19 protein-coding genes and 1 riboswitch are annotated in these 20,988 nt (G+C 67.8%); of the genes, 13 read left to right on the plus strand and 6 right to left on the minus strand.

Going from position 1 to position 20,988, the window contains the following annotated elements; genetic code table 11:
* The 7 genes from QM634_RS04795 to QM634_RS04825 form a co-directional block, all read left to right on the plus strand.
* The coding region (locus QM634_RS04795; protein WP_415041635.1) for an LCP family protein at nt 1-1,939 on the plus strand (1,939 nt) is incomplete at its 5' end.
* A 44-nt stretch (nt 1,940-1,983) separates the two neighbouring features.
* Entirely contained in the window at nt 1,984-2,664 is a 681-nt protein-coding gene (gene phoU / locus QM634_RS04800) for a phosphate signaling complex protein PhoU (protein WP_415041636.1), read from the plus strand.
* A 209-nt stretch (nt 2,665-2,873) separates the two neighbouring features.
* Complete coding sequence (dcm, locus tag QM634_RS04805) at nt 2,874-4,280, plus strand: DNA (cytosine-5-)-methyltransferase (RefSeq protein ID WP_415041637.1); 1,407 nt, start codon at nt 2,874-2,876, stop codon at nt 4,278-4,280.
* Nucleotides 4,277-6,157: a DUF262 domain-containing protein gene (locus QM634_RS04810; RefSeq protein ID WP_415041638.1), complete on the plus strand. Its 1,881-nt coding sequence runs from the start codon at nt 4,277-4,279 to the stop codon at nt 6,155-6,157. The genes dcm and QM634_RS04810 overlap by 4 nt, the downstream gene beginning before the upstream one ends.
* A gap of 9 nt (nt 6,158-6,166) precedes the next feature.
* Nucleotides 6,167-8,959, plus strand: a complete 2,793-nt coding sequence (locus tag QM634_RS04815) for a Z1 domain-containing protein (RefSeq protein WP_415041639.1) — start codon at nt 6,167-6,169, stop codon at nt 8,957-8,959.
* 13 nt (nt 8,960-8,972) lie between these two features.
* Nucleotides 8,973-10,013: a PD-(D/E)XK motif protein gene (locus tag QM634_RS04820; RefSeq protein ID WP_415041640.1), complete on the plus strand. Its 1,041-nt coding sequence runs from the start codon at nt 8,973-8,975 to the stop codon at nt 10,011-10,013.
* A gap of 507 nt (nt 10,014-10,520) precedes the next feature.
* Entirely contained in the window at nt 10,521-11,234 is a 714-nt protein-coding gene (locus QM634_RS04825) for a hypothetical protein (protein WP_415041641.1), read from the plus strand.
* Between the two features lie 79 nt (nt 11,235-11,313).
* Here the strand turns inward: QM634_RS04825 and mshD are convergent, their stop codons facing one another.
* Together mshD and QM634_RS04835 are read right to left on the minus strand one after the other, a co-directional pair.
* A complete protein-coding gene (gene mshD / locus QM634_RS04830) occupies nt 11,314-12,228 on the minus strand; it encodes a mycothiol synthase (protein ID WP_415041653.1) in 915 nt (304 codons plus the stop codon).
* A gap of 49 nt (nt 12,229-12,277) precedes the next feature.
* Nucleotides 12,278-13,024 (minus strand): winged helix-turn-helix domain-containing protein, encoded by a 747-nt coding sequence (locus QM634_RS04835; RefSeq protein WP_415041642.1) that lies wholly within the window; start codon nt 13,022-13,024, stop codon nt 12,278-12,280.
* A 123-nt stretch (nt 13,025-13,147) separates the two neighbouring features.
* On the opposite strand from QM634_RS04835, the gene QM634_RS04840 reads away from it, so the two are divergent.
* The 3 genes from QM634_RS04840 to QM634_RS04850 all read left to right on the plus strand — a co-directional run bounded on the left by QM634_RS04840 (nt 13,148) and on the right by QM634_RS04850 (nt 15,514).
* Entirely contained in the window at nt 13,148-14,068 is a 921-nt protein-coding gene (locus QM634_RS04840) for a DUF2993 domain-containing protein (RefSeq protein WP_415041643.1), read from the plus strand.
* Between the two features lie 298 nt (nt 14,069-14,366).
* Nucleotides 14,367-15,206 (plus strand): sulfurtransferase, encoded by an 840-nt coding sequence (locus tag QM634_RS04845; protein WP_415041644.1) that lies wholly within the window; start codon nt 14,367-14,369, stop codon nt 15,204-15,206.
* Between the two features lie 2 nt (nt 15,207-15,208).
* A complete protein-coding gene (locus tag QM634_RS04850) occupies nt 15,209-15,514 on the plus strand; it encodes a DUF1416 domain-containing protein (RefSeq protein ID WP_415041645.1) in 306 nt (101 codons plus the stop codon).
* A gap of 115 nt (nt 15,515-15,629) precedes the next feature.
* Here QM634_RS04850 and QM634_RS04855 read toward each other — a convergent pair whose 3' ends face one another.
* A complete protein-coding gene (locus QM634_RS04855; RefSeq protein ID WP_415041646.1) occupies nt 15,630-15,944 on the minus strand; it encodes a DMT family transporter in 315 nt (104 codons plus the stop codon).
* Nucleotides 15,945-15,955: 11 nt separating this feature from the next.
* Nucleotides 15,956-16,020: riboswitch (guanidine-III (ykkC-III) riboswitch) on the minus strand.
* Nucleotides 16,021-16,135: 115 nt separating this feature from the next.
* On the opposite strand from QM634_RS04855, the gene QM634_RS04860 reads away from it, so the two are divergent.
* Nucleotides 16,136-16,903: a crotonase/enoyl-CoA hydratase family protein gene (locus QM634_RS04860; RefSeq protein ID WP_415041647.1), complete on the plus strand. Its 768-nt coding sequence runs from the start codon at nt 16,136-16,138 to the stop codon at nt 16,901-16,903.
* A gap of 6 nt (nt 16,904-16,909) precedes the next feature.
* Here the strand turns inward: QM634_RS04860 and QM634_RS04865 are convergent, their stop codons facing one another.
* A complete protein-coding gene (locus QM634_RS04865; protein WP_415041648.1) occupies nt 16,910-17,458 on the minus strand; it encodes a TetR/AcrR family transcriptional regulator in 549 nt (182 codons plus the stop codon).
* Between the two features lie 44 nt (nt 17,459-17,502).
* Here QM634_RS04865 and zapE point away from each other — a divergent pair, with 44 nt between their 5' ends.
* A complete protein-coding gene (gene zapE, locus QM634_RS04870; protein WP_415041649.1) occupies nt 17,503-18,453 on the plus strand; it encodes a cell division protein ZapE in 951 nt (316 codons plus the stop codon).
* A 1-nt stretch (nt 18,454) separates the two neighbouring features.
* Here the strand turns inward: zapE and QM634_RS04875 are convergent, their stop codons facing one another.
* Nucleotides 18,455-19,030, minus strand: a complete 576-nt coding sequence (locus QM634_RS04875) for a class I SAM-dependent methyltransferase (protein WP_415041650.1) — start codon at nt 19,028-19,030, stop codon at nt 18,455-18,457.
* 164 nt (nt 19,031-19,194) lie between these two features.
* On the opposite strand from QM634_RS04875, the gene QM634_RS04880 reads away from it, so the two are divergent.
* Nucleotides 19,195-19,812: an FABP family protein gene (locus tag QM634_RS04880; protein ID WP_415041651.1), complete on the plus strand. Its 618-nt coding sequence runs from the start codon at nt 19,195-19,197 to the stop codon at nt 19,810-19,812.
* Nucleotides 19,813-19,890: 78 nt separating this feature from the next.
* On the opposite strand, the gene QM634_RS04885 is transcribed toward QM634_RS04880, so the two are convergent.
* Nucleotides 19,891-20,988 (minus strand): ATP-binding cassette domain-containing protein (locus QM634_RS04885; RefSeq protein WP_415041652.1); only part of this gene is annotated, 1,098 nt, incomplete at its 5' end.

Below are 20,988 nucleotides of genomic sequence, written 5' to 3' on the forward strand. Positions count from 1 at the left end.
GCCCCGCCGCGGCGGCCCGGTCCCGCCGGGCGCCAACCCGAACGTGCTGCGCGAGCCCGCGGCACGCGACCGCTACGTGCGCGGTCGCTCGCGCCTCACCGTGCGCGAGCTCATGGACCAGATGGACGCGACCTCGCGTCCCCCGCAGCAGCAGCCGCGGCCAACGCAGTGGCTCGACCAGAGCCAGCCGGTCTACCGCCGCGTCGAGGACGACGGCGGCCCGATCTCCGAGGACGTCACCCAGCGGATCCCGATGGTGCGACGCCGGACGGCCGACGCCCCGGTCGACCTCGGCGCCACCGCCACCCACCGCCGCGTCCGCACCGAATCGCGCCACCAGGCGCTGCAGCGCACCCCGGACCCGGTCGAGCTGGCCACCAAGCGCAAGCGCGGGGACCTGTCGCGCAAGGAGATGATGACCCGCGACGCCCGCGTCGCCGGTCGCGTCGTCACCGCCGCCGCCTGTGTCATGGCCCTGGTGGGCACCGGTGTCGCGTGGGCCGTCAACGGTTCGGTCAACGGCTCCTGGCGCAACGTCAACGCCATCGACGCCAAAGACAAGAACATCAAGGAGATCAAGCAGCAGTACGGCGACGAGAACTACCTCATCGTCGGTACCGACACGCGCGCCGGCAAGAACGCCAAGTTCGGCGCGGGCGACGCCACCGAGACCGAGGGCGCCCGGTCGGACACGATCATCCTGGTCAACATCCCGGCGAACCGCAGTCGCGTCGTCGCGGTCTCCTTCCCCCGCGACCTGGCCGTCCACCGCCCCGACTGCGAGGGGTTCAACGACAACACCGGCCAGTACTCCGGCATGACGGTGTACGCCGAGGACAACGTCAAGCTGAACTCGGTCTACGCCTCCTGCGGACCGGCCGGCCTGGTGAAGACCATCACCAAGATCAGCGGCTTGAACATCAACCACTTCATCGGCATGGACTTCGTCGCCTTCCGCAAGATCGTGGACACCGTCGGCGGCGTGTACGTCTGCTCGACGACGCCGCTCTACGACTACGAGATCGGCACCGTGCTCCCCAAGGCCGGCCGCCAACGGCTCAACGGCCGCAAGGCGCTCAAGTACGTGCGCGCCCGCATGATCTCCACCGAGGGCAACGGCGACTACGGCCGCATCAAGCGCCAACAGCTGTTCATGTCGTCGCTGCTGCGCTCGACCCTGTCGGGCAACGTGCTCTCGAACCCGGCGAAGCTGAACCGCGTGGCGCGCACGTTCACGCGCAACAGCTACGTCGACAACGTCGACACGAAGTCGCTGCTGGACCTGGCCGATTCGATGCGCGGCATCGACGCCGGCCGCGTCACCTTCGTCACCATCCCGACCTCGGGCACCAGCACCGACGGGCAGAACAACGAGCTGATGCGCGACGAGGACACCCACGCGCTGTTCGACGCCATCATCACCGACCAGCCGCTGCCCGGTGAGAAGCCCAAGCCGAAGCCGACGAAGCAGGCGGGCAAGCCGGGTGACGCGCCCGACGAGCCGTCGACCCCGCCGACGGTGGGCGTGCTCGCGATGACCCCGTCGAACGTCGGCATCCGCATCCTCAACGGCACGTCGACGCCCGGGTTGGCCAGTCACGCCAGCGAGCAGCTGACGCCGAAGGGCTTCGAGGTGCGCGGCGTCGCCGACGCCAGCCAGCACGTCGACAAGACCGTGGTGCGGTACGGCCCCGGCCAGCGCGACGCCGCCGGCACCGTGGCCCGACTGTTCCCGGGTGCGAAGATCCAGCTGGATAAGACCGTGAAATCCGGTGTCGAACTGATCCTCGGCGCCGACTTCAAGATGTCGACGAAGCTGAAGTCGCAGGCCAAGCCGGGCACCCGGATCACCGTCGACCAGCTGCCGCCGCGCAAGGTCGACGCCAGCCTGCCCGCCGACCTCGCGGTGACCAACGCCGGCGACGCGACGTGCGAATAGCGAGCCGACGCCGCCATCGGCGCCGGTCACAGTAGGCTGTTCCCATGCGTAAGCGGTCCGCGAAGACGAGTGCGTACCACGAGCAGGTGGCGGCGCTCAACGGAATCCTGGGCGAAATGTGCGATCTCGCCGGTACCGCCATGGACCGGGCGACCCGCGCCCTCCTGCAGGCGGACCTGCCGGTGGCCGAACAGGTCATCACCGACCACGACCGGATGACCGAGATGTCGGCCAAGGCCGAGAAGCAGGCCTTCGCCCTGTTGGCCCAGCAGGCCCCCCAGCCCGGCGATCTGCGCGCCACGGTGACCGGTTTCCAGATCGTCGCCGACGTGGACCGCATGGGAGCGCTGGCACTGCACGTCGCGAAGGTCGCCCGACGCCGCCATCCCAACAAGACGCTGCCCGAAGAGGTCGACGGCTACTTCGCCGAGATGGGCCGCCTCGCGGTGAAGCTGGCGCACAGCGCGCGCGAGGTCCTCGAGTCGCAGGATCCGCAGGACGCACTGCGCCTCGAAGAGGACGACGACGCGATGGACGACCTCCACCGCCACCTGTTCTCGGTGTTGATGGACCGCGAGTGGAAGCACGGCGTCGCCGCGGCGGTGGACGTCACCCTGCTCGGCCGCTACTACGAGCGCTTTGCCGACCACGCGGTGCTGATCGGGCGCCGGGTCGTCTTCCAGACCACCGGCATGACCCCGCAACAGCTGATCGAGACGACGTAGGGGCGACAGTAGTTGGAGACGGACGGCTCAACGAGCGGCTTGCGGGGCGGCGGCGTCTGAGGTTCGGCTACGATGTCTGACCCCTAAGCTTCGCCAGACGCGACATACCAGCCGCTTCCCGGCAATGTCTGGACCTGATGGCAAGATCAACGCAGATAGCCGGTACTAGGCGGTACAGCCACAGCGCGGAGCGGGAAGGCGGGAAGTCGTTGGATAGCAGTCGGGCCTTCTGCTTCATCGATCTCTTCAGCGGGCTCGGTGGGTTCCACGTCGCTCTGGATGAACTCGGTGGGAAGGGCGTGTTCGCGGCGGAGTGGGAACCGACGCTCAACGCCCTCTACAAGACGAACTTCGGCATCGAAGCCTGGTCCGACATCAACGAACTCAAGACCGATGACGAGATCGATGAGAAAGTGCCTGACCATCAGGTCCTGACTGCGGGCTTCCCTTGCCAGCCGTTCTCCAAGGCCGGTGACCAACTCGGGTTCAAGGACACCACTCAGGGAAACCTCTTCTTCAAGGTGCACCAGATCCTGAAGGTCAAACGGCCCCGCCGATTCATCTTGGAGAACGTGCCGAACATCCTCCACCATGATGGCGGCAGGACGCGGGAAGCCATCATCGAGATGCTGGAGGAACTCGATTACGCAGTGAGGGTGGCGCACTTCTCCCCGCACGAGTTCGGCATTCCGCAGGTGCGCGACCGGGCGTACTTCGTCGGATCACTCGACGGGCTCGACGACTTCGAGTGGCCTGAGAAGCACAAGGACCCGACCAGCATCACCAGGGTCCTGCGCGACGACGTCAACCCGACTCGGGAGATCCCGGACCAGACACTCCAGGCCATCGACATGTGGGGAGACTTCCTGAAGCGGTCGCCCGACTCGGTGAAGATGCCCTCGTTCCCCATCTGGGCGATGGAGTTCGGCGCGACATACCCCTACGAGGATGACACCCCGCCGGCGGCCTGGGATCGTCGACGCAAGTTCGGGCTCAGCGGCCTGCACGTCCATGGAAACTTCGGCGCTGAACTCGACGGCCTGTCCATCGACGAGCAGTACGAACTGATCCCAAGTCACTCGCGTCGTTTGGATAACTTCGAGTTCCCCCGCTGGAAGCGGACTTTCATCAGGCAGAACCGGGAGTTCCACCGCGAGAACGCGGAGTGGATCGACCCGTGGATGAAGGACTGGTGCCCCTGGGAGCTCCCGTCGAGCTTCCAGAAGATGGAATGGAACGCTCAAGGAGAGCGGCGGGACATCGACGACTTCGTCCTCCAGGTGCGCGCGTCCGGCATCCGCGTCAAGCGGCCGACGACGGCTCCCAGCCTGATCGCCTTCACCCAGACCCAGGTTCCGATCCTGGGAGCCAACCTCGCCGGACGCCGCCGCTACATGACCCCGCAGGAATGCGCGAAGCTGCAGAGCCTGGACAAGATCGCTCTGCCCGAGAGCGAGCTCCAGGCGTACAAGGCGCTCGGCAACGCCGTGAATGCAAAGGTCGTGAAGGCCATCGCTACACCACTTCTTGACGGTTTGGATGGGCAGGCGAGGCCGGAGTCCCCCGTCAGCAGCAACCAGTTCACCGTGACGGAACCGATGGGGGCAATCGCGTGAACGACGATGGCGAGAACACGGGCGCTGCGGACGCGGATGACGGCAGCGCCCTGTCTGCGCTTCGCGACAGCGTCGCCGAAGGGCTCGCGGTCCTCTCGGACGCCACCGATGTTCCGAAGGGGGTGACGCTGGCCCCAGGTTCGTTCACAGCAACCGAAGTCGACTTCGCCACAGGGGCGTGGACCTCGCGGTTGGCATCGGTGCAGGGGTGGTTGAGGTTCGACGCCGACCTGCCCGAATCGAGCCACGAAGACTTCGTGGCTGCGCTGGTGAAGGAACTCGGACTGAGCAATGAGGAGGGCATCGATTCCTCCGGGCATGGGCTCTCGCTCTCCGAGGACGGGCTGAACGCCCTGGCCAATCGCGTGGACACGGCCTGCAAGCTCCAGGTGCAGTTCCTCGACGACCTCGACGCCGAGGGGGCGACCAAGACCGCAGCGACCACCCGCTGGTCCGAGGCGTGGGACGAGAACGACGACGACGTGCCGATCAGTCCTGATCCGGTCAAGGCGAAGGCCGGCACGTGGCACATCTACAAGCTGGTGGACGGCGGGTTGAACCTGTCGCCCTCATACCAACGTGGTGACGTTTGGAGCGGCCCGGACAGGTCGGCCCTGATCGAGTCGATCCTGCGCGGCGTCCCGTTGCCGTCGATCATCCTCCTCAAGAAGGGCAGTTCGCGTGAGGTAGTGGACGGCAAGCAGCGCCTGACCACCATCCTGCGCTTTATCGGCAAACACCCCATCGCCAAGCAAAAGCTGGCCGAAGCAGAGGCCCGGCACCCGGACGCGAATCTCAGGCATCTTTTCTACAACGACTACCCGGCCTTCCGTCGGGCGTGGAAGACGCTTGAGGGCAACAAGCTCACCAGCGCCCTCGAGAACGAGTACTACTTCCCATTCGCACTGCGCAGGGGCAAGGAGAGCGCGCTTCGGTACGACCTCGAGCCATTGCAGGGCAAGTTCTACTGCCAGATCAAGAACGTGGAGGTCTCAGTCGCGGACGACGAGGTCGAGATCGAGCAACTCTTCTCGGGGATGTCCGACTACGAGATCCCGGTGATCGAATACTTCAAGGCGGAGCCCCGCCAGATTCACGAAGTGTTCAAGCTATACAACAAGCAAGGCGTCCAGCTCAACGCCGAGGAGATCCGCAACGCGGTCTACCACGAACTGGCCATAACCCCTGCGATCCTCTTCGCCGCTGGCGATGCTGACCCGAGAGTCAGCGTCTCGGAGATCGCACCCTTCCTCGCGGATGTGCCCGGGCTCGACGAGTTGGGCGACACCCTGCACGGATATGGATTCGGCGACTCACGGTACAGGCGCACGAAGGTGCTCTTCTGGATCATCGCGGTACTGCTCCGCGACACCTCTGGAAAACCTCTCACGACCACGGCGAAGCACATCGACCAACTCCTCGACGAGATCACCGAAGACCCGAATCACCCGCTCACGAACCACGACACCTTGGCGAAGCTGTTTTCATGGGTCGCAGCGGCCGCTGAACTCCACTCCGGCCATAGCGAGCTGTGGGCCGATTCGTTCAAGGACGGAGACGCCGGCGCCAAGTGGCAGGAACTCCAGCTCATCGGTTCGTTTGTCGGGCTCGCCTTGGCGCTGATCGCGTCGCCCGATGACATCGAGGAACGGCTGGAAGCGCACGCCGATGCGATCTACGAGGCGAGTGCAACAGAGTGGGAGCGCATCGAGAAGACCCAGACCAAGACTCAATGGGATTACATACGGAGGATCGTCACCGGCATCCTGCAGTTGATGGAGATCGATCCGACGCAGGCCTCGCAAGCCGTCCGGAACGAGTACGGTTCGTCAGGACTCGCGTCACTGCAGTTGATGGTCCTGCCACCGAGCGACTGAGCCCGGCTTATGACCGAGCCGTTGCGCACTGAGCGCGTCTACATGAACCCGCCACCTGCGGCGCAGCCGGGGGAGTCCTGGTGGAGTCGTTACTGCTACGAACTAACGAACCTCACCCCGACAGCGAAGGCCGCGCTCGAGGTCGACTGCCGCTACATCGTCGATCGGGGGGTATTCGGCGACGGCAGCCCCGATCCAGAGAACTGGCCAGCAAGCCGCGTGCGGACCGGCGTGGTGATGGGCTCGGTACAGTCCGGCAAGACCGCCTCCATGCTGGGGGTGAGCGCGATGGCGATCGACCGGAAGGTCGATGTGGTCGTGGTGCTGGGCGGAACCCGGGTGTCATTGTGGCGCCAAACGTATGGGCGGCTCATCAGCCAGCTCGACGGCGGTCCCGACACTGCCAAGAAGCGGTCAAGACGTCTGCTGTGCCCGGCCGAGAGGGTAGCGCTGTCGGAGAACAACCCCAGGCTGGCCGACGTCTACCGCATCACTCCGGCCGAGATCCGGCGCAAGCTCAGGAGCAACCACCCCATCATCGTCGTGGCGATGAAGCAGACCGACCACCTCCAGGCGCTAGGCCGCACTCTTCGCGAAGGGCTGTACAGTGCCGTTGCCGCGATGGATCGGCCGGTGCACATGCTCGTCCTGGACGACGAGGCCGATGACGGGTCGATTCTCGACGCTGTCGTCGAGTCCGGTCGCAACCCCGCCTATGACCACCTCAAGCAGGTCCCGCGGGCAATCGCCAACCTCTGGGACCCCGCTGAGCCGACACCCGCCAATCTGTACACCACCTACATCGGGTACACGGCGACTCCGCAAGCGAACCTCCTGCAGGAGGACCACAACCCGCTCGCGCCGCGCGACTTCCTCGTCTCGCTGCGCACCCCGCTCGACATCGGCCACATGGTCGACCCCGCCGACCCCGACGCGCCCAGGTCCTCTACGTACCCCGAACCGAAGGGAATCGAGGCCTATTACACGGGCGGCGAGGTCTTCTACCGTCGCGGCGATAGGGCGGGCCTGTGCATTCCGACGACGCCCAATACCAATCAGGACCTCGCAGACGCGATTCGGGCCTTCCTGGTGGCCGGCGCGATCCGGCTCCACCGCTCGGAGAAGCTAGGACCGGCATCAGCTGCCGGCGCCCGCTTCGATTCCCACGACCGCGCGATCGAGGCCGTCAGCGAGCCCCACTCGATGCTGTTCCACCCGTCGGCCAACATCCAGGAGCACTTCGCAGCGGCGGTTCAGGTGCTGCGGTGGGCTGGCGTCGGCACCGACGCCGAGGCCCGGGCGATGCTGGAGTCGGGCGCCGCATACCTGCCCGAGGCGCTCATCGCGACTCTGGACAGCGACTCCGCCGGCTGGAAGGTGTGGCTGGACCGCTACCGGAGTTCGGCTGCCGCGATCGAGAACGAGTTCAACCTGCTCGGCTCCAGTCCGATTCCGGACTGGGACGAAGCCAAGCGCCTGCTGTCCGAAGAAGTGATCCCGGGCACGCGGGTAGCCGTGATCAACAGTGATCCGGCGGCCGACGACCGACCTGTCTACGATCCCGTGCAGGACTCCTCCACCGGACTGTGGGCACCAGCCCGCGATCTCAGCACGATCTTCGTCTCCGGCAATGTGATGGCCAGGGGCATCACTCTCGAGGGAATGACCACCGCGCTGTTCCGGCGGACATCGAACAATCCGGTGGCCGACACCCAGATGCAGATGCAGCGCTGGTTCGGCTACCGCGGCTCCTACATCGAACTCTGCCGGGTCTTCGCCGATCAAGCCCAACTGGACCTGTTCTGCGCCTACCACGACGTGGACGAGGCCATTCGCACGGCAATCATTGAATCGATGGCGGACGGGGACGCTCCCGAGCCGGTGGTCCTGCAGGGCCGCGATTTCGCCGCGACCGGCAAGATCGCCAACATCGGTCGAGTACCTCTGCTGCCGGGCGCCAAGCCCTTCATCGACATCATCAACAGCAGCGATGCGCCCGATCCGAACGCCAACCTGGTCGCCGAGGTCTTCGCTTCCGGCCCGTCCCACGACCTCAGCGTCGACGGCGTTCTGCGAGGCCGCATCCTGGACGAGCCTTTGTCGCTGGGCGAGGCGGCCGACCTCTTGGACGGACTCCGGTACGCGTCGTACGCCCCTGGCGACGCCTCGCAGCAGGCAGCCCTCTGGAGCCAGCTCGAGTCCCGGGTCGCGTCGCTGCAGCCGCTGGGGGCCGCCGAGGGCCTGTACCGACCGCCGACAGTCGGCGCCGGTGATGCTCCGCGCAGCGCCTGCCCCTACGGAATCGCGGCCTATCTGCGACTGTGGGAGGCATGCCTCACACGGCCTGTGCGCGGACTGTTCGTCACCGGGCAACCTGGCGACCTGTGGTCAATGCTCGACCTCCAGCAAACGGTCGCGCAGCAGCCGCAGTTCTGGGTCGGCATCCGCTTCGGGCAGGGACCCGACATCAGCACCGACCCCCTGGCTGGATTGGATTTCCCGATCAAGGCCACGCAGAAGGGCAGCGAGTCCGGGAGAGTGACCACGACCTGGGGGTCCAACAACCCCAATGCCGGTCCGAACCAGTACCGGGGCGATGAGTACTTCGACTACTACCATCGCGGCGAACCGCTGCCGCCCGGCGCGGGTGACTCCGCCTGGCGTCCCGTCGGCGCCCCTGGCCAGATCCTGTTCTACGTCAACCAGCGACCGAACCAGCCACATCCCGTCGTGGCCGTCGGCGTGTCCATCCCGGCCGGCGGCCCAGAGCAGTTCGCTGCGACGCGCGCCACGCTCATTTGAGAAAGGCGTACACATGACCAGCTACGAAGACATCCTCAGCATCGTGTCGAGCGTGCCGCGTACTACAGAAGGAGACGCTCGCGACATCACCTGGCTCACCCATGGCGAGGTGATCGGCGTCGCGCGGGACCAAGCCGGCCGCTTGGAGATCTTCCTGTCCGGCGACCAGCTCCGTCCACGCACCACCACGGTGAGAGCGGCACTCGAGCGCCAAGAGTGGTACCGCGCCGACGGGCCGCCCCTGGCCGCCAGCCGACTACTGCTGCCAGCATTCGGGCACTTCGACCAGGTGTGCGCCTTCGTCTCCACTGAACTGCTGCGCAACGGTGCCGACGATGACCTCGAGCGCGCCTTCATCGAAACAGAGCCAATCATCGAACTGGCGATCAAGCGGCTCCTGCTTTCGGAGTCCGCGATGCTCGGCCTCATCGGTGAACTCCTAGTCCTCGACGCGATGTGCAGGGAGGTCGAGGACAACCTCGTCAATCAGGTCGTCGACTCATGGGACGGATGGCGCCGTTCGGCGCGCGACTTCGTGTGGGGCGACACCGGGGTAGAGGTCAAGACCACCAGCAGGACCACGTCGACGCACGAGATCGAGGGAGTCCACCAGATCGAGCCGGCCGGTCCCGAGGGCGGCGGCGCCGAGCAACGTCTACTTCTGGTCAGCGTCGGGCTCCAGCAGTCCGAGCCGTCCACGAGCAGTTTCAGCATCCCCATGCTCGTCCAACGAATCGTGGACCGCATGGGAGAGGCCGGCGATGTCGCGCAATTCCTGGCGAATGTGGCCACGTACGGATCGGAGTCCGGCTTCGGCTACGACCACACCATGATGGCAGGCGACGCCCCATTCACCACAACTTTCTCGGCCGCCTTCGTACGCGGATACGACATGAGCGATCCCCAGATCGAGGTGCTCCGCCGCGACGACGTCGTCGACCACCACCACGTCGAACTCCCGTCGGTGACGTTTCGGATCAATCTGCCTGCGACTATCAGCGCACTCAACCCCGTTCCAGGAACAAACCGTGTGGCGCGCGAGATTCTAGGCTGATGTAGGCGTCGCGTCCTGGGGACTTTGCTCGATATGAGCGGAACCGCCGCAGGTTCAGGAGACGGGAGGCGAGGCAGCGGGGTCCGGCGACGCGAGCGGGCGCCAACACCGGTACTAGGCGCGAGCGCCTCGTTTGAGCCATCAGCCGCTTCCCGGCCATGTTGGCAGGCGTCCGGAAGCCACGAGGATTCGCCGGCTGGTCAGAGGTGAACTCGTTGATCTCGTCGCTATCGCTGTCCGTCACTCGGGCGCCCCGGTCCGCTCGACGGCGCAGTAGACCGTAGCCCGACTGACGCCGAGGGCGACCTGGACGGTGTCGGTGCGCACCCGACGGGTCTTACGCGACTGCGCGAGCTATGAAGACTTCCGGCTGAAGTGCAGCTAGGCGACGACTTGCGGACGGCGTTGTGAAGTACCTCGCCCCTCAAGGCAGACTTGACATGAACATATTGTCTCACGATACTAATGAATCATAAGTTTCTTATCTCATTAGCAGGAGAGGGCGTTATGATCGACCTGTATCCCGGAAGCACCCTTGCAAACTCGATGGACCTGACCGCTCAGACGTTGGGCTTCCATATCGAGAGGGGGACTATCACGGTGCCGACAGCCCGGATAATCCGGTCCCGCGCCCTGGAGCATGCCTGGGACGCTTCGTCGGACCCTGCGCTGAACGCGCTCGGCTTCTCGGCGCTGGTACCGGCTGCGGATGACCTGGCACTGGTGGATCTCAAGGATCGATCGCAATATGTCTGCCCGGCGCGGTCCAGCGCGCACCTCGGGCACTACGACGGAGTCCGAAACCTCGGCTTTGTGCGAGACCGGAGGATCGCATTCCATCACGTAGCCGCAATAGTCCGAATCGGCTACCTGGACGCGGTGCGGTTCCGTGAGGGAGCAAACGAACAGCGTGTGTCGACCGAGGCCGCTCTGGCCACGATCGCCAGCTGCTCGCTGGACGCCGCGGCCAAGAATCTACTGACCGACGCCACACAAGCCCGGAGCGCCTACTCGCTAGACCACGACGAGCGGGCGGCCGGCCTGTCTGTCAATCCGCTGGAGTACACGGTCTACACAGTCGACCCGGAGCCGATCGTGACAGACGTGGCGACCAGCCAGATCATTCGTCGCTTCCGTTTCACTACCGATGAGATCAGCCCTAGCACGACCCAGATCGAACTTGCATCACTCGACGAGCTGGCAGCCGCAGCAGCGGTGTGAAACGACGCGGATACGAAGTGGTCAGCTAATCGGGGTTTTGGGAGCCAACGGGTGAAGTGCTCGTAGACAATCTGCGCATTCAGTCCGCACAAACCGACACTGAGCACGAACCAGACCGTAACCCGTAGGCGACGTCCGCGCGGAACCGGGTGAACCCCAGGTTCTCGTAGGTGCGGCGCGCCGCGGTGTTGTCCCCCTCGACGTACAGGTTGACGGTCGGGACCCGCTGCGCCAGGTGGTGCAGGCCCGCGAGGGTCACCTGCTTGCCGAGGCCGCGACCCTGCGCCGCCGGGTCGACGCCCACGACGTACACCTCGCCCAGGTCCGGGCCGTGGACCTTTGTCCAGTGGAAGCCGAGCAGGTGCCGCGGATCGTCGGCGTCGAAGGCGAGGAACAATCCGGCCGGGTCGAACCAGTCGGCGCCGGTGCGCTCGTCGATCTGGGCGCTGGTCCAGCCGCCCTGCTCCGGGTGCCAATCAAAGGCCGCGTTGTTGACCCGCAGGATCTCGGCGTCGTCACCGGGGCCCGCATAGGTGCGCAGGACGATGTCGGGCCGGTCGGGAAGCGGGGGCAGCGGGTCGTCGGCGCCGACGCTGCGGCGCAGCTGGAGGAGCTCCCGGCGGGCCTGCAGGCCCACGTGCGCGGCGATCGCCCGCGCGGCCGGGAGGTCGCCGTGGGCCCAGACCCGACCGTCGTCGCCGGCGAGGTCGAGCGCGCGCCGGACCAATTCGGTGCCGATGCCGCCTCGCCGGGCGGCCGGTGCGACGACCACCTCGGCCATGGCCGGTTCCCCCTCGCGGCCGGGCAGCACCGAGGCATAGCCGACCGGCTCGTCGTCGTCGCGGACGACCAGGTGCTCGACATCTGGACTGGCGGAGTCGAGCGCCGCCACCGGGGCCTCCCCCAGCGCTTCCACGCCGTCGGCGTCGAGTGCGGCATCCAGGATGGTGCGCACGGCGTGCTGCTCGTCGCCGGACAGGGTCGCCTGCCGCATGATCTCGGGAGTCGAACCGCTCACGTGCCCACCTCCCGTTTGAACCGGGCTAGGTTGCCGCGGCCTCCTCGTCGAGTATCGCATCGGCGTCCTCGCCGTCGTCGGCCCCATCGGCGTCGTCGGTCTTGCCGCGCGCGGGTCGGACGGCCTTGTAGCCGACGTTGCGGACGGTGCCGATCAGCGCCTCGTGCTCGGAACCGAGCTTGGCGCGCAGCCGTCGGATGTGGACGTCGACGGTGCGCGTGCCGCCGAAGTAGTCGTATCCCCACACCTCGTGCAGGAGCTGGGCGCGGGTGAAGACGCGACCGACGTGGGCGACGAGGTACTTGAGGAGCTCGAACTCCTTGTACGTCAGGTCCATCGGCTTGCCGCGCAGCCGGGCCGTGTAGGTCTCCTCGTCGATCGTGACCGCGCCGAGTGTCAGTTTCGTGCTGCCCTCCTCGGGCCGCTGGCTCACGCGTCGGGCGGTGAGCATCCGCAGGCGGGCGTCGAGTTCGGCGGGTCCGATGTCGGCGAGCAGGAAGTCGTCGAGGTTCCACTCGGCGTTGACGGCGATGAGCCCGCCCTCGGTGAGGATGGCCACGACGGGGACGGTCGCGGTGCTGGCCAGCAAGCGGCACAGGTTGCGGGCGGCGGCGAGGTCGGCACGCGCGTCGACCAGGACCGCGTCGGCGGATTCGGTGTTGAGCAGGGCCGAGACGTCCGCGGGCGCATGGCGCACGGAATGGGCCAGCAACGACAGGGAGGGCAGGGCCGAGCCGGGATCGGGGTGGGAGGTCAGGAGCAAGAGTTCCATCACAGCTCCGCTTCTGCGTCTGGTCGCGTTCTCAAGAGAAGTCGGCGGCGACATGGTCGGGGCGTCGTCGGGAGACGCCCACTGACGACGGCGGCAGCGGGATCAGGTGTAAGAATAACGCTGATGACACCCGCAGTTCACATCGATGACTCCCCGGGCCGGGCGCGGCGCGCCCTCCTGGCGACGATTGTGCTGGTCACAGCCCTGATTGCGGGTTTGGTCACAGTCGACACGATTCGCGCCGGGCGCAGCGAGCACGCGTTGTCGCAGGCGTTGACGGCCGCACCGCGGGTGATGTTCGAACCCGAGGTGACGCTCGGCGGATTCCCCTATTGGACCCATGCGCGCGACGGCCGATTCCCCGGGCTGACCGTCACCGCGCGCGGGGTGCGGGCCGACGGCCCACCCGACCTGCGCGGCGTCCCGCAGACCTGTGGCACGACCGCCTGCCGGGCGGAGTTGGGGGTGCGCGCCTCGTCGGTGGAGGCCGGCGCGGCGAATCGGTGGCACGGCACCTCCCCGATTACCTTGCGCGGGGTGGACGCCTACGCCAAGTTGGACTCGGTGAACCTGGGCCGGATGCTCGACATCACGGACCTGTCGGTCAACACCCCCGCTCCCGCCGACCGGGCCGGCGGCGGCGGTCCGGGGGACGGGCTGCTCGAGCGGACGTCGGGGGTGCTGCTCACCGGCACGGTGTCGTTGCCGCCGACGCGGCCCAGCCCGCGCACCGACGGCACCCACCCGCCGTCGGCCCGCGACTTCGCCGGCGACAAGGCCCGGGTCAGCGTCGTCGTCGACCTGTCCGTCGTCGACGGGCAGCTGCAGATCACCGCCACCGACTTCTACCGCGGACCCGAGGAACACGCCCGCGGCGAGGTGGCAGCGCAGTACCGGCAAGCCGTGTTGCAGCGCTTCAGCGGGCGCGTGCCGTACCCGCGACTGCCGTGGGGCGTCGTGCCGACGGTCGCCAACAGCGCCGGCAGCGACGTCCTGATCAGCGGAAAGACCGCTGTGCTGACGGCCACACCGGACCGGTTCTGACGATTCCCGCGCGCTGTTGTATGGTCGGTGACATGCAAACAGGCCGAGAGCTCATGCTCACTCGCCGCTACGCGATCGACTTCTGTCGTTTCGCGGCCTGTTGCTGTCGCTAGACGGTGGTCGCCGACGCGCCTCCACCTGACGATGGCGGCAGCGGATTCTTCTCAAGGCTTCTCGTGTTCCCCACATGCCCGTTCTGATCGGGCTGTTGCGCACGGCCGTCATCACCCCCGCGGAACCCCCGGTTCCACACCCCACCCCCCGATAGTTTTTTCCAACCATGTGAAAGGGAACCACCATGGCACGCAACGACGTCCTGGTCAGCGCCGATTGGGCTGAGCAGAACCTGAACACCGACAAGGTCGTGTTCGTCGAGGTCGACGAGGACACCAGCGCTTACGACACCGGGCACATCCCGGGTGCCGTCAAGCTCGACTGGAAGGACGACCTGCAGGACCCGGTCCGTCGCGACTTCGTCAACCAGGAGCAGTTCGGCAAGCTCCTGTCCGAGCGCGGTATCGCCAACGACGACACCGTCGTCCTCTACGGCGGCAACAACAACTGGTTCGCGGCCTATGCCTACTGGTACTTCAAGCTGTACGGCCACCAGGACGTGAAGCTGCTGGACGGCGGCCGCAAGAAGTGGGAGCTCGACGGTCGCCCGCTGAGCACCGACGCCGTGAGCCGTCCGGCCACGAACTACGTCGCGCAGAACCCGGACAACACGATCCGCGCCTTCCGCGACGAGGTCGTCGAGGCCATCGGGACCAAGAACCTCGTCGACGTGCGCAGCCCCGACGAGTTCAGCGGCAAGATCCTCGCGCCGGCCCACCTCCCGCAGGAGCAGAGCCAGCGCCCCGGCCACATCCCCGGCGCCATCAACGTGCCGTGGAGCAAGGCCGCCAACGAGGACGGCACCTTCAAGAGCGACGACGAGCTGGCCGAGCTGTACAAGGACGCCGGTCTGGACGGCCAGAAGGAGACCATCGCCTACTGCCGCATCGGTGAGCGCTCGAGCCACACCTGGTTCGTGCTGCAGGAGCTCCTGGGCCACGAGAACGTGAAGAACTACGACGGCAGCTGGACCGAGTACGGATCGCTGGTCGGCGTGCCGGTCGAGCTGGGAGAGGGCAAGTAGTCATGTGTGCAGCCCCCAAGCAGGGACAGCAGTTGCCCGCCGGCGTCGACGTGGAGAAGGAGACCGTCCTGACCGGGCAGGTCACCGACGCCAACGGCGCCCCGGTGCCCGGCGCCTTCGTCCGGCTGCTCGACTCGACCGGTGAGTTCACCGCCGAGGTCGTGACCAGTGGTACCGGCGACTTCCGGTTCTTCGCCGCCCCCGGCACCTGGACGCTCCGCGCGCTCAGCTCTGTCGGCAACGGCGACGTGATCGTCACCCCGGAGGGACCGGGCGTCCACACGGAGACCATCACGGTCGCCAAGTAAGACGCGATGTCGGGCCGCCCCCGTACCGGAACTCCGGTGCGGGGGCGGCCCTTCGTTTCCGCCGACCGTGCGCAGAATTCCGCCGACCGTGCCCAGAATTCCGCCGATCGTGCCCTCAGCCGAGGATATTGAGTCCGACGACGCACCCGACGATCCCGAGGATCAGCAGGATGCGGCCGACGGAGGCGGGTTCCTCACCCGACACCATGCCGAAGGCGACGGTGAGAACAGCGCCGATGCCCACCCAGACCGCGTAGCTCGTTCCCGTCGGCAACGTGCGCATCGCATAGGCGAGTCCTGCCATCGAGGCGATCAAAGCCGTCGCGAAGAGCACGGTCGGGCCCGCGCGGGTGAACCCCTCCGACCGTCCGAGGGCGGTCGCCCAGACCGCTTCCAACACACCAGACACTGCCAACACCAGCCACGCCACGACACACCTCGCAAGCACCGTCTTGTCGCTGGCCGGGTACGGTGCCCCTCGTCCGGTGTCGGGTTGCCGACGCCTTCCGACCCTACCGCCGTCCGCCGAGTGGGCGGTCAATCCCGCCGAGTGGGCGGTCAATCCCGCCGAGTGGGCGGTCATTTGCGCCGAGTGGGCGCACCGGCCGCTACCCTCCGACCATGAGCGTCATCGTGGAGCGAGACGGGCCGATCACGACGATCACGATCAACCGGCCCGAGGTGCGCAACGCCGTCGACGGTCCGACCGCCACGGCCCTGGCCGATGCCCTGCGCGCCTTCGAGGCCGACGACGGCGCCCTCGTCGCCGTGCTGGCCGGTGCCGACGGGACCTTCTGCGCCGGAGCCGACCTCGCTGCCGTAGCCGAGGGCGGCGCCCGCGCCAACCGCCTGGCCGAGGACGGCGACGCCCCGATGGGTCCGAGCCGCATGCGACTGTCGAAGCCGCTCATCGCCGCCATCGAGGGACATGCGGTGGCGGGTGGACTCGAACTCGCCCTGCTCGCCGACCTTCGCGTGCTGGCATCCGACGCGATCGTCGGCGTGTTCTGCCGTCGCTTCGGGGTGCCGCTCATCGACGGCGGCACGGTCCGGCTGCCGCGGATCGTCGGGCAGGGTCGCGCTCTGGACCTCATCCTCACCGGGCGTCCCGTCGACGCCGACGAGGCGCTGCGCATCGGGCTGGCCAACCGGGTCGTCGAACCCGGATCGGCGCTGACAGCCGCTCTCGACCTGGCGCGGCAGATCGTCGCGTTCCCGCAAACCTGCATGCTGGCCGATCGCGCCAGCACCTACGGGCAATGGGACCTGCCCCTCGACGAGGCGCTGCGCGCCGAGTTCCGCGGCGGCATGAGCGTCATCGCGAGCGGCGAGACCGTCGACGGGGCGAAGCGGTTCCGCGACGGCGGCGGTCGGCACGGCGAGTTCTGAGGTCGGTCAGCTCTCGAACAACTCGGGGAAGACCGCCGAGAGCAACGCTGTTGCGTCATCGCGCACATCTGTTTCGCCGTGCACGGCGGTGACGACGACCCCTTCGAGGATCGTGAGCAGCCGCCGGGCATCGGCGACGGGGGCGGTCGAACCACGGTCGGCCAGCAGCGCACGCGCCGATGGCTCGGAGAACAGGCAGCCCAGAAGGCTCGCTCGAGCCGCGACCGACAGCGTGGGGTCGAGTAACAGTGCCTGCCGCGCCAGAACGTCGGAGCGCCGGTCGGCGACCAGCTCGGCGACGTAACCCACCATGACCTCCCCCGGTGTCCCGCCCACGTCGATGGTGCGCGCGAGAGCCTCCCTCGATCGCTCGACGACTCGCCCGACCGCCGCCGCGACGAGCGCCTCGCGTGTCCGGAAGTAGTACGACGTCGAGCCCTTCGGCAGCTCCAGGGCGCGATCGATCCCCTGGTGGGTCAACGCGTGGTTGCCGCCCGATGCGGCCAGCGCCAGTGCGGCGTCGGCGATGAGCGGCCGACGGTCGGTGCGAGGCATACCGTCGACACTACCGGAAACTCTATAATGATAGAGTCTATCGCGTGAGGCGCGCCCGGAGGAAGATCCCGACCGTCGCCCCGGGCGCGCTCATCGCCACGGCACAAGCCGGCGGCATCGTCCTGGACCGACCGCAGCGCGCCGCCTGCGCACACCTCGGCGAAGCCCGTAGCGTCTACCTCACCGGCCCCGCCGGCCGCGGCAAGACCGCACTGCTCGACGCCTATGTCACCTGTCTGCCGGCCGGGTCGGCCGTCCGCGCCCACTGGCACGAGTTCATCCGCGACCTCCACCTGAACATCCGCGACGCGGGCGGACTGGCACCCGCCATCGACGTCTTCCTCGGCACGGCGGCGGTCCTCGCCTTCGACGAGCTGCACGTCGACGATCCGGCCGACGGAATCTTCCTGCACGACCTGATCGAGCGCGTCGTCGACCGGGGTGTCCGACTCGTCGTCACCTCCAACGACCATCCCGACGACCTGATGCCGAACCCGCTCTTCCACGACGCCTTCACGCCGACGATCGATCTGCTCAAGCGCACGTGCGCCGTGGTCGACCTCGACGCCGGGGTCGACTACCGCACGCACTCGCCGCACGCCGTCGGCTTCGCCGCCGGAAGGTGGACCGCCCCACAGACGGCGCGACCCGGCCGGGTCCCGGTGCGGATCGGCAGTCGCTCGCTCACCGCTTGGGACTGCTCGATCGACCACCTCGGCGTCACCTTCGACGAGATCTGCGGTCGCCCACTCGGCGCCACCGACTACCTCGCGCTCGCCGACCGGTACTCGCGGTGGACGATCAGCGACGTCCCCGACCTCGTCGACGCCGACCGGGAGGCGGCGCAGCGGTTCGTGCACCTGGTCGACGTGCTCTACGAGCGCGACCGGCCACTGACCGTCGAGTGCGCGGTGCCGCGGTCCCGGTTCGCGACCACGGGCCGGCCACCGACCGGCGCGGCCCGCATGCGCAGCAGACTCGCCGCGCTGCAGTAGCTCAGGAGCTCTTGGTCAGTGCGAATCGGACCAGCAGTCGGCCCTCGTCGAGGATGTCCGGGCGGACCGGCAGCCGTGCGAGTTCGCGCTCGAACTCGCCCGGGGCAATCAGCCGATACGGCGACCGGTCGACGTCGTGGATGAGCCTCGTCGTGCGCGTCGACAAGAGGTCGTAGCCGATGAGGCGACCGCCCGGTTTGAGGACGCGCACCATTTCGCCGAGCGCCCGCTCCCAGTCCAGGACGTGGTGCAACATCAGGAAGCTCAGCACCGTGTCGAACGCACCGTCGGGGAAGTCGATTGCGGTGGCGTCGACGCGGACCGCCGACGCACGGTCACCCGCGGACGCCAAGCGATCGGCGGCGGCCGCGACCATCGCCGGGTCGTAGTCACCGGCGACCAGGGTGATGTCGGGATAGCGGCGCAACAGCGCGGTCGCCGTGGCGCCCGACCCGGTACCCACCTCGAGTACCCGGCCGGCGGGCTCGGTCCCCGCGACCGACCACGGCAACACCGCCCTCTCGGCGAAGATGCGCCACGGGTAGCTGCGGCAGAACACGGCTTCGATTCCCGACATCGCTGGCACGGTGCGACGCTAGCAACACCGCTGCCCCGGGCGCCAGGGGCAAAGGTTAGAATCGGACCCGTGGAACACTTCTTCACCGCACTGCTGGTCCTGTGCTCGATCCTCATCACGTGGTTCGCGCTCTACGCGATCTACCGCCTGGTCAACGACGAGTCGTGAGCCGCTCGGGCAACGAGGCGATCGAGCAAGCCGCGGCGATCGCCGAGACCACCGGGGCACGCAACCTGCCCGTCTGGGGCGACCTTCCGCTGCCCGCGGACACCGCCAACCTGCGTGAGGGCGCCAACCTGCACGACGGACTGCTGGGTCTGCTCCCCATGGTGGGCGTGTGGCGCGGCGAAGGCGTCGGACACGGGCTCGGCGACGACGGCGTCGATCTCCAGTACGCCGAGCAGATCATCGTGAGCCACGACGGTCAGAACCGCCTCAATTGGCAGGCCCGGTCGTGGACCGTCGACAACCGCGGCGACTTCGTCGCCCCCCTGTTCCGCGAGTCCGGATTCTGGCGGATCAGCGAGGACGACTCGATCGAGGTCGTCCTCGCCCACGCCGAGGGTTCGATCGAGCTCTTCTACGGCAAGCCCCTGTCGCAGACCGCGTGGGAGATCGCGACCGACGCCCTCGTCAGCACGGCCACCGCGCCCAAGCTGCACGGCGCCAAGCGCCTCTACGGCATCGCCGAGGACGGTGCCTTCGCCTACGTCGAAGAGCGCCTCGTCGACGGTGAGCTCGCACCGCGGCTGTCGGCCAAGCTCGACCGCTACGCCGGATAGCGCCCACTCGGCAGAATTCACCGCCCACTCGGCCAGGTTGGGGAGCCCACTCGGCGAGATCGACCGCCCACTCGGCGGTTAGAGGACTACGTCCGGCTCGAGGTCGGCCGGCAGGTGGTGCGTCACGACGACGATGGAGCGCTCCGGACCGAACAGATCGCCCAGGGCGGCGCGCAGCAGATCGTCGGAGTCGGCGGCATCGAGGTGTTCGGTGGGCTCGTCCAACAGCACGACCGGCGAGGTGTTGAGTAGAGCCCGCGCGAGCAGCAACCGTCGTCGCTGACCCCCCGACACCGCCGCCGCACCGCCGACCAGCACGGTGTCCAGTCCGTCCGGGAGGCCACCCAGCCACTGCCGGAGCCCGACCTTCCCCAGGGCCTCCGCCATCTCCTGCTCGGTGGCGTCGCCGCGTGCGACGAGCAGGTTCTCCCGCACCGAGACGGCGAACAGGTGCGCATCCTCGGCGCAGTACACGGTCGCCGCAGCCAGGTCGACGGGCTCGCCGTCGGGAGTCGCCGCGGTCACCGAACCCGACGTCGGCGGCAGGAGTCCGGCGAGCGTCAACAGCAGCGTCGACTTGCCCGCACCGCTGCGCCCGACGATCGCCAGGCGTCCGCCCGGAGCCAGGTCGCGGGTGACCGGACCACCCAGATCCGCGCCGTCGGGCCACCCCCACGACAACCCGTCGACCGTCAGCCGCACCGGCCCGCGATGACGCGGCACGTCGGCCGCCGCCGCGGATTCGCGCGACCACTGCTCCGGGTCGCCCACCAGGTCGATCACCCGCTCGGCGGCCGCGCGGCTGTGCTGCCAGGTGACACCAGCCGCGGCGAGGGGCGCGATCGTCTCGAAGGCGGACAGGCCGAGCAGCATCAGCACGCCCAAGCGCATCGGGGTCGGGTCACCGCCGCCCGCGGCGAGCGAGACGCCGATCAGGCTCGCCGCCACGACCGTCAGCCCCATGGACAATGGGGTGATCGCTGACGCGAGGGCCTGCAGGCGTGCTCCTCGATCGGTGGCATCGGCGACGTCCCGCTGGGCCCGCGACACCTCGGCGAGCACCTCGTCGCGACGACCGGCGACGGCGAGCTCGGGCCCGTGGTCGAGCAGCAGCATTGTCGCCGACGCGACCTCCGAACGCCCCCGCACGGCCGCGCGCGCCGCCGCGGCGGCACC

The organism is Gordonia sp. (in: high G+C Gram-positive bacteria) (assembly GCF_047606305.1).
GTDB lineage: Bacteria > Actinomycetota > Actinomycetes > Mycobacteriales > Mycobacteriaceae > Gordonia.

Coding starts and splice junctions, on each gene's coding strand:
- phoU (WP_415041636.1), top strand. CDS start 1,984: ATGCGTAAGCGGTCCGCGAAGACGAGTGCGTACCACGAGCAGGTGGCG.
- QM634_RS04845 (WP_415041644.1), top strand. CDS start 14,367: ATGGCACGCAACGACGTCCTGGTCAGCGCCGATTGGGCTGAGCAGAAC.
- mshD (WP_415041653.1), bottom strand. CDS start 12,228: ATGCGGCAGGCGACCCTGTCCGGCGACGAGCAGCACGCCGTGCGCACC.
- QM634_RS04850 (WP_415041645.1), top strand. CDS start 15,209: ATGTGTGCAGCCCCCAAGCAGGGACAGCAGTTGCCCGCCGGCGTCGAC.
- QM634_RS04860 (WP_415041647.1), top strand. CDS start 16,136: ATGAGCGTCATCGTGGAGCGAGACGGGCCGATCACGACGATCACGATC.
- QM634_RS04815 (WP_415041639.1), top strand. CDS start 6,167: ATGACCGAGCCGTTGCGCACTGAGCGCGTCTACATGAACCCGCCACCT.
- QM634_RS04835 (WP_415041642.1), bottom strand. CDS start 13,024: ATGGAACTCTTGCTCCTGACCTCCCACCCCGATCCCGGCTCGGCCCTG.
- QM634_RS04820 (WP_415041640.1), top strand. CDS start 8,973: ATGACCAGCTACGAAGACATCCTCAGCATCGTGTCGAGCGTGCCGCGT.
- QM634_RS04875 (WP_415041650.1), bottom strand. CDS start 19,030: ATGTCGGGAATCGAAGCCGTGTTCTGCCGCAGCTACCCGTGGCGCATC.
- QM634_RS04840 (WP_415041643.1), top strand. CDS start 13,148: ATGACACCCGCAGTTCACATCGATGACTCCCCGGGCCGGGCGCGGCGC.
- QM634_RS04865 (WP_415041648.1), bottom strand. CDS start 17,458: ATGCCTCGCACCGACCGTCGGCCGCTCATCGCCGACGCCGCACTGGCG.
- QM634_RS04825 (WP_415041641.1), top strand. CDS start 10,521: ATGATCGACCTGTATCCCGGAAGCACCCTTGCAAACTCGATGGACCTG.